Annotated in this window: 17 protein-coding genes; 9 read left to right on the plus strand and 8 right to left on the minus strand. The window is 56.8% G+C overall.

Annotated features, from left to right (window positions below; translation table 11 throughout):
- Positions 1-334 (plus strand): DMT family transporter (locus Q7T06_RS00580; protein ID WP_304778365.1); only part of this gene is annotated, 334 nt, incomplete at its 5' end.
- Between the two features lie 26 nt (positions 335-360).
- Here Q7T06_RS00580 and Q7T06_RS00585 read toward each other — a convergent pair.
- The 3 genes from Q7T06_RS00585 to Q7T06_RS00595 form a co-directional block, all read right to left on the minus strand.
- The gene (locus Q7T06_RS00585) at positions 361-678 is read right to left on the minus strand and encodes a chaperone modulator CbpM (RefSeq protein WP_304778369.1); all 318 of its coding nucleotides are present in this window, start codon (positions 676-678) and stop codon (positions 361-363) included.
- 13 nt (positions 679-691) lie between these two features.
- Complete coding sequence (locus Q7T06_RS00590) at positions 692-1627, minus strand: DnaJ C-terminal domain-containing protein (RefSeq protein WP_304778372.1); 936 nt, start codon at positions 1625-1627, stop codon at positions 692-694.
- 98 nt (positions 1628-1725) lie between these two features.
- Positions 1726-2424: a VIT family protein gene (locus tag Q7T06_RS00595; protein WP_304778375.1), complete on the minus strand. Its 699-nt coding sequence runs from the start codon at positions 2422-2424 to the stop codon at positions 1726-1728.
- A 196-nt stretch (positions 2425-2620) separates the two neighbouring features.
- Between Q7T06_RS00595 and Q7T06_RS00600 the strand changes: the two genes are divergently transcribed.
- From Q7T06_RS00600 to asd, 4 genes are all read left to right on the plus strand, one after another.
- The gene (locus tag Q7T06_RS00600) at positions 2621-3796 is read left to right on the plus strand and encodes a nitronate monooxygenase family protein (protein ID WP_304778378.1); all 1176 of its coding nucleotides are present in this window, start codon (positions 2621-2623) and stop codon (positions 3794-3796) included.
- A 177-nt stretch (positions 3797-3973) separates the two neighbouring features.
- A complete protein-coding gene (locus Q7T06_RS00605; RefSeq protein WP_304778380.1) occupies positions 3974-5911 on the plus strand; it encodes an AsmA family protein in 1938 nt (645 codons plus the stop codon).
- A gap of 77 nt (positions 5912-5988) precedes the next feature.
- Positions 5989-6216 carry a hypothetical protein gene (locus Q7T06_RS00610; RefSeq protein ID WP_304778383.1) on the plus strand — a complete coding sequence of 76 codons (228 nt, stop codon included), beginning with the start codon at positions 5989-5991 and terminating at the stop codon, positions 6214-6216.
- A gap of 62 nt (positions 6217-6278) precedes the next feature.
- Positions 6279-7124 (plus strand): archaetidylserine decarboxylase, encoded by an 846-nt coding sequence (gene asd / locus Q7T06_RS00615; RefSeq protein ID WP_304778386.1) that lies wholly within the window; start codon positions 6279-6281, stop codon positions 7122-7124.
- A 31-nt stretch (positions 7125-7155) separates the two neighbouring features.
- Here the strand turns inward: asd and Q7T06_RS00620 are convergent, their stop codons facing one another.
- Complete coding sequence (locus tag Q7T06_RS00620) at positions 7156-7365, minus strand: hypothetical protein (protein WP_304778389.1); 210 nt, start codon at positions 7363-7365, stop codon at positions 7156-7158.
- Positions 7366-7544: 179 nt separating this feature from the next.
- Between Q7T06_RS00620 and Q7T06_RS00625 the strand changes: the two genes are divergently transcribed.
- Together Q7T06_RS00625 and Q7T06_RS00630 are read left to right on the plus strand one after the other, a co-directional pair.
- Complete coding sequence (locus Q7T06_RS00625) at positions 7545-8471, plus strand: DedA family protein/thiosulfate sulfurtransferase GlpE (RefSeq protein WP_304778392.1); 927 nt, start codon at positions 7545-7547, stop codon at positions 8469-8471.
- 93 nt (positions 8472-8564) lie between these two features.
- A complete protein-coding gene (locus Q7T06_RS00630) occupies positions 8565-9245 on the plus strand; it encodes a MarC family protein (RefSeq protein WP_304778395.1) in 681 nt (226 codons plus the stop codon).
- Positions 9246-9266: 21 nt separating this feature from the next.
- Here Q7T06_RS00630 and Q7T06_RS00635 read toward each other — a convergent pair whose 3' ends face one another.
- The 3 genes from Q7T06_RS00635 to Q7T06_RS00645 form a co-directional block, all read right to left on the minus strand.
- Positions 9267-9881: a class I SAM-dependent methyltransferase gene (locus Q7T06_RS00635; RefSeq protein ID WP_304778398.1), complete on the minus strand. Its 615-nt coding sequence runs from the start codon at positions 9879-9881 to the stop codon at positions 9267-9269.
- Positions 9882-10150: 269 nt separating this feature from the next.
- Positions 10151-10564: a GreA/GreB family elongation factor gene (locus tag Q7T06_RS00640; protein ID WP_304778402.1), complete on the minus strand. Its 414-nt coding sequence runs from the start codon at positions 10562-10564 to the stop codon at positions 10151-10153.
- 186 nt (positions 10565-10750) lie between these two features.
- The gene (locus Q7T06_RS00645; RefSeq protein ID WP_304778405.1) at positions 10751-10915 is read right to left on the minus strand and encodes a hypothetical protein; all 165 of its coding nucleotides are present in this window, start codon (positions 10913-10915) and stop codon (positions 10751-10753) included.
- Between the two features lie 176 nt (positions 10916-11091).
- Between Q7T06_RS00645 and smpB the strand changes: the two genes are divergently transcribed.
- Together smpB and Q7T06_RS00655 are read left to right on the plus strand one after the other, a co-directional pair.
- Positions 11092-11541, plus strand: coding sequence for an SsrA-binding protein SmpB (smpB, locus tag Q7T06_RS00650; RefSeq protein WP_304778408.1), 450 nt, complete (start codon positions 11092-11094; stop codon positions 11539-11541).
- Positions 11542-11618: 77 nt separating this feature from the next.
- On the plus strand, positions 11619-12206 hold the full coding sequence (locus Q7T06_RS00655; RefSeq protein ID WP_304778411.1) for a bifunctional 2-polyprenyl-6-hydroxyphenol methylase/3-demethylubiquinol 3-O-methyltransferase UbiG: 588 nt from the start codon (positions 11619-11621) through the stop codon (positions 12204-12206).
- A 20-nt stretch (positions 12207-12226) separates the two neighbouring features.
- On the opposite strand, the gene Q7T06_RS00660 is transcribed toward Q7T06_RS00655, so the two are convergent.
- Positions 12227-13080 (minus strand): MFS transporter (locus tag Q7T06_RS00660; protein ID WP_304778416.1); only part of this gene is annotated, 854 nt, incomplete at its 5' end.

The following is a 13080-nucleotide window of genomic DNA, read 5'->3' on the forward strand; positions in this document are numbered from 1 at the left end:
CGGATTCATGCTGGCGCAAGTGGCGTTCGGCGTGGTCTGGTCCGGCGTCTTTGCCGCGGGCGAGTGGTCGGTCGGAGTACACCATATAGACTGGGGCTGGCCGCTGGCAGCTGCCTTGCTGTTCGTGGCGATAGGTCCAGCCATCATCGCATTGCGCTGCTGGGGCCTGGGTGTGCAGCGGGTCGGGCCGACCGTCGCCGGCTTTTTCAGCAACCTGACGCCGCTGTTTGCCGCACTGATGTCTTCCGCTTTCCTGGGTGAAGTGCCGCATCTTTATCACGGTATTGCATTTGCGCTGATCGTCGGCGGCATCGTCGTTTCGTCGCGCCGCTGAGCTGGCGCCTTGCGGCCGCCAACCCTTCAGTGATGGCTGTTGCGTTTGAGCTCGGCCTTCAACATGTCTATCTGGTCGAGCAGGTCCAGCGCCAGTGCCACGCCCGGCGTATTGAGTTCCAGGTCTTGCGTCAGATGCAGTGCCAACTGTGCACGGCGCAACGCCGAACCGCTGAATTTCCACTCCTGCGGTTGTTGCCCGACCGGTTCCAGCACGCCTTCAAATACCCATTCGCTTATCAAATCTTCCGTCACACGGCAGGTCTGGCACAGCTCGACTAGCGTGAGATTGAGTTCTTCTTCGACCACCTGGTAGTCGAGAGGCTTGATCACTGACTGGTTCATGATGGTCTGTCCTTTACGAGGCGCGCGGGTTGAAATCGAGCGCTTCTTGCAATGCGCGATAAGCTTCTTTGGCCTTGTCGGTCTGAGCTGGCGGCAAGACGATCGTCAAGACTACATACAGATCGCCGGTTTCCTTGCCGGGTATGCCTTTGCCCTTGAGACGCAATTTTCGTCCGGTCACCGAATTCGGCGGGATCGTCAGTTCGACCGATCCTTCCGGCGTCGGCACGGCGATGCTGGCGCCCAGCGCGGCTTCCCACGGCGCCAGCGGCAAGTCTACATAGACATCGCGGCCATCGACGCGATAGCGTGGATGCGGGCGGAACACGATTTCCAGATACAGGTCGCCAGCCTTGCCTTCGCCTGTGCCCGGGCCGCCCTGGCCGGCCAGGCGCAGGGTTTGCCCGGCGCGTATGCCCTTTGGAATAGTGATGCTGAGCGTGCGATCTTTGGTGACGACGTGACCGTTTTCATCGACCACCGGCATGCGCAGCGAGATGCTGCGTTCCGCGCCGCGATAGGCATCTTCCAGCTCGATCTGCACTTTCGCGTGATGGTCTTCACCAGCGGCATGCATGCTGCGGCGCTGCCCGCGTCCGCTTTGCTGGCTGAACATCTGTTCGAAAAAATCGCCGAAATCCGAACCGTCACCGAAGCCGGCATGAGCGCCGCGGCCGCTGAATTCAAAACCGGCATCGGCATTCGGTGGCGGCCGGAAATCCTGCCCGTTTTTCCAGTTTGCTCCCAGCTGGTCATAGGACGCGCGCTGCTCGGGATCCTTCAAGACTTTATAGGCTTCGCCCATTTCCTTGAAGCGCGCTTCGGCATCCTTTTCCTTGCTGACATCGGGATGGAATTTGCGCGCCAGTTTGCGATAGGCGCTTTTGATCTCGTCTTGCGTCGCGTCGCGTTTGACGCCGAGGATTTCGTAATAGTCCTTGAATTTCATGGGTGTGGCCTTGTGCCTGATTGCAACGAAGATACAACAGGATAAATTGTTGCTCTATACGTTCAGTTGGATGAACCTGGAAGCTTCTCGTTATCTCGTTAAACGATGGTGCCGAATAATCTGCCTATGCCGGCGGTAATGCCCATGGCCAGCGCGCCCCAGAATCCGACGCGCCACGCCGCACGCAGCAAAGGTGCGCCGCCAGCCTGTGCGCCCAGCAAGCCCAGAATGATCAGGAACAGTAACGAGGTTCCTGCCAGCAGCGGCACCAGCACAGATGCGGGCGCTACCATGGCAGTCAGCAGCGGCAGTGCGGCGCCGGCAGCAAAGGTCAGTGCCGAGGTGATTGCCGCCTGTACCGGCTTGGCCGCCGTCGTATCGTAAATGCCGAGTTCATCGCGTGCATGGGCGCTCAAGGCATCATGCGCCATCAACTGTTGCGCAACCTGTTCTGCCAGCTCCGCCGAAATGCCGCGGGCGACATAAATCGATGCCAACTCGCGTAATTCGGCATCAGGCTGGTCTTGAAGTTCCTTGCGCTCACGCGCCAGATCGGCTTGTTCGGTATCGGCCTGTGAACTGACGGAAACATATTCACCCGCCGCCATCGACATCGCGCCGGCCACCAGCGCTGCGACTCCGGTGATCAGCAATTCGCTGTGCGCGACATTGGCAGCCGCCACGCCCAGCATCAGGCAGGCAGTGGAAATGATGCCGTCATTGGCGCCGAGCACGGCGGCGCGCAGCCAGCCTATGCGGTCGTTGCGGTGTTGTTCGAAGTGCAAATGACGCGCCATATGCGTTTTCCCCGATGAGTGCTTGATGATGGTGATGCCAGCCAGCACTGTATCACTCTGACAAGAAGAATAACGTGGCAAGTGCGCGGCTGCAGGGTAATGATGATTGCATTCCAGTCTGAATCATTTTTGATCCATGTCAATTTGTTCTCTATCCTCTTTGCTACAGTCACTCATCGCCGATGGCAACCGAAAGATGACTGTGCTGGAAACTGAATACCCGAAATTGAAACTGAAGAATAAATTGCTGCTGCCTATAGTGCAAGGCGGCATGGGTGTTGGCGTTTCCGCGCACCGGCTGGCAGGCACCGTCGCCAGACTGGGCGGGCTGGGCACGATTTCCAGCGTCGATTTGCGCCGTCACCATGCCGATTTGATGGCGCAGACCGAGAAGACGCGCAACAAGGAATTGATCAATGAAGTCAACCTGATCGCACTCGACCGTGAAATCAAGGCGGCAAAAGTGCTTGCAGAAGGCAAGGGCATGATCGCCGTCAACGTGATGCGCGCGGTGGCTGACTATGCTGCCTATGTGCGGCAATCCTGCATCAGCGGCGCCGATGCAATCGTGGTCGGTGCCGGTCTGCCTATGGATTTGCCAGAACTGACGGCCGATTTTCCCGATGTAGCCTTGATCCCCATCCTGTCCGATGTGCGTGGCATTGCGCTGATCCTGAAAAAATGGATGCGCAAGAATCGCCTGCCGGACGCGATCGTGATCGAGAACCCGCAATACGCGGCAGGCCACCTGGGCGCCGCCGGTCTCGATAGCGTCAACGATCCGCATTTTGCATTTTCAGTCGTGCTGGAAGGCACGCTGGCCTTGTTCGAGGAACTGGGCATAGAGCGCGGCAGGATTCCACTGATCACCGCTGGCGGCATACACACGCCGGAGCAGGTGCGCGAACTGTTTGCACTGGGTGCCAGTGCAGTGCAACTGGGTACGGCCTTTGCCGTCACCGAAGAAGGCGATGCGCATCTCAATTTCAAGAAAGTGCTGACTGGCGCCAAGCCGGAAGACATCGTCACCTTCATGAGTTGCGCCGGTTTGCCGGCGCGTGCAGTGAAGACGCAATGGCTGGCCACCTATCTGGAGAAGGAAGAAAAATTGCAGCGCAAGGCCGGCCCCAAGGATTGCACGGTTGGTTTTGATTGCCTGCATCAATGCGGTTTGCGCGATGGCATCGCTAAGGCAGGGCAGTTCTGCATTGATACGCAGCTCGGCTTTGCATTGAAGGGCGACGTCAAACGCGGCCTGTTCTTCCGCGGCTCCGAGCCTTTGCCCTTCGGCTCCGAAATCCGTCCGGCGCGCGAGCTGATCGATTACCTGTTGAACGGCGTCAAGCCTGCTGCGCTCGCTGTCGCCAGCTGATACTGACATCAGCATCAGTATTCAGCAGCCAGCCGTCTTCATCACCCACCTTCCTGTCTTCCTGCATGCTGTCGCGCCAAAGCTGGCGTGACGCTGCTGCGCATCTGTTATATCCTCGAGCGCTATCGTTCATGCTGATCAGCGGCGATAGGTCGCTTCGATAAAAGGGTAAATGGCATGCGCAAGTGGCAACAACGGGGTTTGTGGGCAATAGCCAGCCTGGCGCTCGTGCTGGCGCTAGGCGCATATGCAGTGCAAAGCCTGACCGACAGCGCGCAGCTGCAAGACATCGCACGCGACAAGGTAAAACAATTGTGGGATCGCGAGCTGACGACCGGCGAACTCAGATTCAAACTGTTCCCATACCCGCAGCTGCACGCAAGCAAGGTCACCGTATCAAATCCTTCCTGGGCGCAAGAAAAACATTTGCTGGCAGCTGCCGATATCAAGGCCAGCCTTGCGTGGTTGCCGCTGCTGTCAGGGCGGGTTGCGATCAAGAGCCTGCGTTTCGAGGGCTTGCAGGTCAACCTGGAAGTCGCGCAAGATGGCCGGCTCAGCTGGGACCTGTCGCCAAAACAGAAAATGAACTTGTCGCAAACCGGGCTGACCTTGCTGCGCGTAAAAAACAGTGTCATCACCTATCGCTCACGCGCGGGCACAACGAGCACCTGGCAAGTGGAAAATCTGGCGGTCGAGGGTGACACAGGCTTGCGCAATATAGCCTTCGATGCACGCATCAAACGCGGCAGTCATGCATTGCAACTTGATGGGAAGCTGGATCAAGTGTCGACCTTCGGCACTCCAGGTGCAGTGACAAAAGGCTCTATCCACGCCAGATCCGGCCAGGCTGTGGCTACCATTTCCGGCCAGATCCCGCTCGACATCACCATGCCAAATTATGATCTCGCTGCCACGCTGGAAGCGGCATCGCTGCAGGAAGCGTACGCTTTCCTGGGTATAGAACGACGTTCGCCGACGCCCTTGAAAGCCAGCGTGACACTGCGTTCGCTCGATAAAAAAATGACGTTTGAAAACCTGAAGCTGCAATTGGGCAAGCTAAATTTATCCGGCGCCGGCCAGCTGGACCGCAGCGGCGCCAAACCGGTATTTCATGCACGCTTGCAGGCCGATCGCATCGACATGACCCAGACTTTTCTCGATGCCGGCCAGCCGCCGTTGCCGCCCAAAAAAGCCGGGGTATTGTTCCGTGACAAGGCGCTTGCCTGGCCGTTATTGCTGGCTCTCGATGGCACGCAAGGTACGGCAGAGGCCAGCATCGCGACCTTGAAATTACGCTCAGGAATCGAGGTCACCGATGTCGCATCAAAAATGAGTTTCAATGATGACAGGATGACGGTGAGTGCATTTTCCGGAAAACTGCTGGGCGGTACCGTGTCCGGCGATGCGTTGCTGGAAGCACGCAAGAAAGCCGTGCATTTGAAGCTCAATATCGCGGATGCGGCGCTGGAGCAATGGCTCAGGCAAACCGGGAAAAACATTAGCGTCACCGGCGGCCCGATGAAAATCAATGCCAACATCTCTACTGCAGGCAACTCGATGAATGATCTTGCCGCCGCACTGAACGGTCCGGTCGAGATACAAATCGGTGCCGCAAAAATTCTTTCGCCGGAAGCCGGGCGGGCCGAATCCTGGATGACAGGGCTGTTTTCTGCCAAAGACTCCGACAGCATCCATCTGTCCTGCTTCAGCGCACGCCTGCCGTTTCAATCCGGGCTGGCGCAAGGCGAGGCGATTGCCGGGGTCCGCAGCGATGCCAGCCAGTTGCTGGCGCGCGGTGAAGTGAATTTACGCGATCAGACTATGGCTATTCGTGGCCGCGTGCGCGCGCGTTCCGGCATCAATCTGGGCGCTTCCACTTTTGCCGGCGAGCTCAACATTTCCGGCAAATTGCTGAAACCGGAAGTGAGCATGGATGGTTCCGGCGCAGTGGGGACGCTGGCCAGGATAGGCGCGGCCATCCTTACCAGTGGCGCCAGCATCGTTGCCACTTCGATATGGGATGGCGCCAATCCGGAATCGGATCCGTGCCAGGTGGTCTTTGCCAGCAAGGGAAAAACGGCTGCAGCGAAGCCGAAACGCACATCGGCTGACTGAAACACCGCATTCGATGGAATAGTAGCGAAACAAAAGCTATGATGTCGGCAGTTTTTGTTTTGGACCGAGGATGGCGCATGGCTCTCATAGAAGATATTGTCAACAAGCAGAAGGACGGCGCACAGTTTGTGATTTCGGCGCAAATGCTGCGTCTGGACCCGGAAGAATTCGACACGCTGGTACAGATGTGGCTGGAAGATGGCGGCCTGGGCTTTGAATTGACAGGCGTGCCGCACCGCAAATGTGTAGATGGGGAATTCTTTATCGACCGTATTACCGTCACACGCGTCATTGCGTCTGAATAAAGCACTACTTAAAGCACTGCCGCCGCTACAATCACGCCATACTTTTTACCGCCCAATCTATCGTGTCCAATCGCCTGTCTGTCCTGCCCCAATACCTGTTGCCCAAAAAGGCGCTGACCATCTTCGCCGGCCATGTTGCCGGCGCGAAGGCGGGCCGCGTGACGACCGGCTTGATCCGCTGGTTTGTCGGCAAGTACAAGGTCAATATGGCGGAAGCGGCGAATCCTGATATTGCCAGTTACGCCAGTTTCAATGAATTCTTTACGCGCGCCTTGCGCAGCGGCGCCCGTCCGCTGGCCAGCGATCCCTATATTTGCCCGGTCGATGGCGCGATCAGCCAGTTCGGCGCGATAAACAAAGACCAGATTTTCCAGGCCAAAGGCCACAGCTACAGCACCACCGCGCTGCTTGCCGGCGATCATGCGCTGGCAGCGCAATTCGAGAATGGTAGTTTTGCCACCGTCTACCTGAGCCCGCGCGACTATCACCGCATACACATGCCCTGCGATGGGCGTTTGATGCAAATGATTTATGTGCCGGGCGCATTGTTTTCCGTCAATCCGACCACGGCGCGCGGCGTGCCTAATCTGTTTGCGCGCAACGAGCGAGTAGTGTGCGTATTCGAGGGCGCCGCCGGTCCCTTCGTGTTGGTGCTGGTGGGTGCGACCATCGTCGGCAGCATGCAAACGGCATGGCATGGCGTGGTCAATGCAGCGCGCAGCGGCGCTATCCGGGTATGGCAGTATGACAGGCAGCATCTGAGCCTGAAAAAGGGCGAGGAAATGGGCCGCTTTTTACTCGGCTCTACGGTGGTGATGCTGTTTCCAAAAAATACGCTGTCTTTTAACCCGGAGTGGGCCGCCGCACGCCCGGTGCAACTGGGCCAGACCATGGGCACGGCAGTTTAAGCTGGCATGCAGCGCAGCGTCTGACTGGATTTCAATTGCCTTTGGATGGAAACGGATGGTCTTCGTCGACCAGGCCTTTGCGTTTTTCATCTTCCTTGACGGCATTTGCGGTCTTGCCGGTCTTGCTTTCCCCCGTCTGGTTGCCGTTGCTGGCTTTGCGCCCGCTTTGCCAGTCGCCTGATTTCTTTGTTCCGCTGTCTGTCATGGCCCCGTCCGGCAATGGTTTGCTTTCCTTCGTCATCTCATTCCCCTTGTGCATTGCAGAATAAATAATTAGACCCGGGCTTGCGCGCAAAATTCGCAGATGCAGAAATCTACGCTACATCCATTTGAAATCTGCCTGCACAGCCCAGCTCTGCCTGCTATGCTAGCCCTGTCCCCGAATGATCATATATTGAATACGATTGCAGAGCGCATGTCATGAATTTTTTGCTGGAACTGGTCGAACAATACGGGTTGCTCTTTGTCTTTGGCAATGTGCTGATAGAACAATTGGGCGCGCCTGTGCCTGCCTATCCGACGCTGGTGATCACTGGCGCCTTGCTGGGACGCGGCGAGTATTCCGCGCCTATGCTGCTCTTCATCGCCGTGCTGGCTGCACTGATTGCCGACTTCAGCTGGTATCTGGCCGGACGGCGTTACGGCGGACGCGTCATGACGCGCCTGTGCCGGATTTCGCTATCGCCGGATTCATGCGTGCGGCAAACCGAATCCATTTATGTACGTTACGGCCCGGCATCTTTGGTGGTGGCGAAATTCATTCCCGGCTTTGCCTCGGTTGCCAGCGCACTGGCCGGTGCGATCGGTACGCGTCCTGCCAAATTCATCTTCTTCGATGCGCTGGGGGCGGCGCTATGGGCAGGATCAGCCATTTTTCTCGGCTCCCTTTTCAGCTCCGCTGTTGCAGACTTGCTCGACATACTGGCCAGCCTGGGTAAGTGGGGGCTCTTGCTGGTTGCGCTGGCATTCACCTTCTATATCGCGAGGAAATGGTGGCAGCGACATAGCTTCCTGAAGGATTTGCGCATGGCGCAAATCTCGGTAGAAGAACTGGATCAATTGCTGAAAAAAGGTAATCCGCCCACGATCATAGACGTGCGCTCCGGCCTGGCTCAGCAAGGCGGCAGGATACCCGGTGCTTTGCTGATGTCGGATGACGATATCAGCGCGCTGGTGACCAATACGACGACCGATACGGAAGTGATCGTCTATTGTGCATGCCCGAATGAAGCTTCGGCTGCGCGTGTTGCCAAAAAATTGATGCAGCGTGGTTATACACGCGTGCGGCCATTGACCGGCGGCATCGATGCCTGGGTGGCCGCCGGCTTTTCAGTCGACCTCCATTAGGCGCTGCAGCTTTAACATTCATTTACGCATTCATCTAGGTATTCATTTCGCAGTTATTTTTGTATTCATTTAATCCATGTTTGAAAATTTCCCATGCTGATCGTGTTTCTCAAAGCGGCGATACTGGTGCCGATTACCTTGTTGCCGATACTGAATCCTTTCGGCAATGCGCCTGTTTTTGCCAGCCTGTCCGGCAATATCGGTCGCGATGCAGAAGCCCGCCTGGCGCGCCAGGTTGCACTCAATTGCTTTTTCATGTTGCTGGCTGCGATGTTCATCGGTTCGCATGTGTTGATGTTCTTCGGTATTTCACTGCCTATCGTGCGTATAGGCGGCGGCATACTGGTGGCGGTCACCGGCTGGCGTTTGTTGAACGATAAAGGCCAGGATGATATCCGCACGCAGGTGGCGACCACGCAGGCAGAAGCGTGGTCGGATGAAGAATTCAAGGTGCGCAGTTTTTACCCTATCAGTTTTCCACTGACAGTCGGCCCGGGCTCGATTGCGGCATCGATTACGCTGGGCGCGAATGCGCCTACCCGTTTCCCCGACCTGATGATTTCCATCGGCAGTGCAGCGCTGGGGGCGGCCCTGACGGCGCTGGTAATTTTTCTCTGCTATCGCTATGCGAACAGGATGGTCGGTTTGCTGGGACGCCTGGGCACGATGGTAGTGTTGCGGCTATCCGCATTCATCCTGCTATGCATAGGCATAGAAATCTTCTGGCATGGCTTGCTGGGCTTGCTATCCGAAGCCGGTGTTGCGATCGGTTAGTGCGGCAAGCTGCAGCGCCCCTTAATCTATCCTGCAGTAACAGTACAGGAATTGCTGGCTCGCGCCCCACGGTGTTTCATGCAGTTCAGTCGTGCTCTGCACCAAGCGAAAACGTGTACCGAATTCATCATGCAGTGATTCCGGGTCATAGCGAACAACGTCAAGACCGCTGCATTTTTCAGGCCCTTGCGGTCCGAATGTGGCAACGATGACATGTCCGCCAGGCTTCACGGCGCGCACCACTTGCCTTACGTAGGCGAGGCGTTGCTCTTCGGTCGTCAGAAAATGAAACACCGCCCGATCATGCCAGAGATCGTATTGCCGTTCAGGCAGCGCGGCTTGCGTAATGTCGGCCACCAGCCAATCCACTTTTGCGGCATCCTTGCCCAGGCGCTGCCTGGCGCCGTCCACCGCCGCCTGTGAAATGTCCAGCACGCTCAAGTGCTGATAGCCGAGCGCGATCAAGTCATCGACCAGGGTCGATTCGCCGCCGCCGACATCGATAATTGAAGCATCCAGATTCGGCGTTGCCTGCTGTATCAGGCGCAACGATAATTCCAGATGCGGGCTATACCAGCTGACCGCATCGGCGGCCTTGGTCTGATAAACCGAGTCCCAGTGATGTTTGTTATCCATGTGATTTCCCATTTCTGATGCAAGACATGACAGCAGAAAATGCATGCTTGTCCTGCAGTTATTTTTCTCTATTCGGTGCCTGTCTGCAGCATATACCAAAGCGGCCGCCCCGACGCGGGACGGCAACGCCAGTCAATCCAAAACTACGGCAAGCGTGAGCAATGTGCTTCCTGCCAAGATGCAGGTACACAGCCATTTTTTCAAGCGCGTTCTTTGCTCCAGCAGCCTCATCGCACGAGTGCGTTTCATCGTGCCTGGATCCTGCGGCTTCATGATGCTGCCTGTTCGGTGGCCTCGTGCGGGGCGACGGCAAGTATCTTGAGTTTCTCTACCCGATTGGACGGCAGGGTGACGGTAGCGATGTGCGTAACCTTTCTCCCTATCAGGGCCAGGCCGATAGGCGTCAGCGCGGAGATGCGCGCCAGTTGACGATTTGCATCTTGCGGTGCGACGATCGTGATGCTGCGCTGGTCATCGCTATTGAGCGTTGCGTACGTGACGGTGGAATAGAGCGACACGCAGTCTTTGCGCTGCACACCGGCAGGGAAAATGGTCGAGGTTGCAATCATGTCGACGATTTCTTCGCCGGCATTGAATTCCGTTTCGCCCAGGCGCAACAGCTGTTCGGCAAGCTTGCTCAGGAGGGCGGCATCATTTTGTGTAAGGTAACGTTGATTTTTCATGGCAATAAAACTCCAGGCCAGGTCGTATGCGACCAGCCAAAAATGGCAATACGGTATAGCTGCCAGACGTACGAATGCATCCTGTACGAATGCATCCGGCAGCTCTACAGCGTCAGATTGTGCGGGTGGGTGGCTCGGGAGTGATGTGGCGGAACGAAGTTTCGTTCCTGGAGATACTCACCGAGCCTAAGGGAGGCAGGCGAGGTCTCTTACGAAAGACGACTGTGTGTACATCTGCGATACGGCATGCATGTGGGCCGAGCGCCGGATGGCCGATGCAATATGTGCGCGCAACTCTTCCTTGTTCGGCGCAGAACGGATGCGTTTCGACAGGAAGATGGGGGTGCTCATGGAAATTATTTATGCAGGTTTATGCAAGTCGGGGACAGGGTGAGTATAGCCATTTAGAATATTCCGTCAACCCGGCGGTTTTGTTCATGTGCCGCACTGAATGACTGGTTTTATTTTATTGCGCATGCAGAACAAAGCGCAGGCAGTTACACTCTCGCTACTTTACCGAGATATTCATGAGCATAGTAGATAACAGAAAAGCATTTCACGATTACTTCATCGAAGACCGCTACGAGGCGGGCGTCATGCTGCAAGGCTGGGAAGTCAAGGCGATCCGTGCCGGGCGCGTGCAGCTCAAGGAAGCGTACGTGATTGCACGCGACAATGAAATTTTCCTGTTCGGTGCGCATGTCAGTGCATTGAACAGCACCTCAGCGTTCGATCATCCGGAAGCAATCCGCACGCGCAAGCTGTTGCTGCATGCAGCCGAAATCAAGAAGCTGGTCAGCAAGGTCGAGCAATCCGGCTTCACGATGGTGCCTATCAACCTGCATTGGGTGCAGGGCCGGGTGAAGTGCGATATCGCGCTGGCCAAGGGCAAGAAGGAATACGACAAGCGCAATACCGAAAAAGACCGCGACTGGCAGCGCGAACAGCAAAAGATCATGAAGATCCATCGCCGCTAGGCACGCATAGTTGGAATGGAGAAGCCGAAATTTCAGACGCCAAATTAAGCCCGCAGGACCTGGGACACATCAGCGATGTGACGCTGGAGCATTACAACCAGCGTGCTGCAGCCTTCTGGGAAGGTACGCGCACGCATGATGTCAGCCAGAATGTCGCCGCACTGCTCAAATACCTCGCCGCCGATGCACCATCGACCATACTGGATTTGGGTTGCGGTCCGGGACGCGACTTGAAGACTTTTGCCGAGCTTGGCCATACTGCAGTCGGGCTCGATGGTTCGGCAGAATTCGCACAGATGGCGCGCGAATATGCAAAGTGCGAAGTATGGCAACAGGATTTTTTGCAGCTCGATTTACCGGTGCAGCATTTCGATGGCGTGTATGCGAATGCATCTTTATTCCATGTTCCCAGCCAGGAATTGCCGCGTGTATTGCTGCAATTGCATGCCAGCCTGAAGGCCGGCGGCATACTCTTCACATCCAATCCGCGTGGCCAAAATCAGGAAGGCTGGAATGCCGGTCGCTATGGCGCCTACCATGAACTGGATGCCTGGCGACAATTCATGACGACTGCCGGCTTTGTCGAGCTGGAACATTACTACCGCCCACCGGGATTGTCGCGTGAGCAGCAACCGTGGCTGGCATCGGTCTGGCGCAAAGCCTGATTTCTGATTTATCGCCGAGGTCAGGTCACGGGTTCCGGTTTGCGTATCATGAAGATGATCACCGCCGCGAACAGGCAGGCGCCACCGGCTGCATACAGGGCCGGCGTGTAAGTCAGCATCAGCGTGCGCGTCAATCCTGCGCCGTAAGCTGCAATCGCGCCGCCGATTTGATGCGCGGCGAAAATCCAGCCGAATATCATGCCTGCACGTTCCTTGCCGAATGCCGCACCGGCGAGCTTGACCGTAGGTGGCACGGTCGCTATCCAGTCCAGCCCGTAAAACATCGCGAACACCGACAAGCCATAGAGCGTGAAATCGGAATGCGGCAACCACAACAGCGACAAGCCGCGCAAGCCGTAATACCAGAACAGCAGCTTGCGATTGTCATAGCGGTCGGACAGCCAGCCGGACAAAATGGTGCCGATGAAATCGAAGGCGCCCATCATCGCCAGCACGCTCGCAGCAGGTATCGCCGCCATCCCATAATCGCCGCACAATGAAATGAAATGCGTCTGGATCAGGCCGCTGGTACTCAAGCCGCAAATGAAGAATGTGCCTGCGAGTACCCAGAAGGTGCGATTGCGCGAGACGCTGGCCAGTGCGCGCAACGGTTCCCACATCGTCAGGTGGGCGCTTGCAGATGGTGCTGCCTGGGCCATGTCGGGATCGGCACCATAGGCAACAATACCCACATCATGCGGACGATTGCGCATGAATAAAAATGCCAGCACGGCGACCACTACGCAGCTGAAAAATACCGGCATCACTGCAGCACGCCAGCCGTGATGCTCAATCAGCCATGCGGCAAAGGGCAGGAAAATCAACTGGCCGGTAGCCGCGCTTGCAGTCAGCAAGCCTATCACCAGGCCGCGAT

Origin of the sequence: Herminiimonas sp., assembly GCF_030645555.1 — a bacterium.
GTDB lineage: Bacteria > Pseudomonadota > Gammaproteobacteria > Burkholderiales > Burkholderiaceae_D > Oxalicibacterium.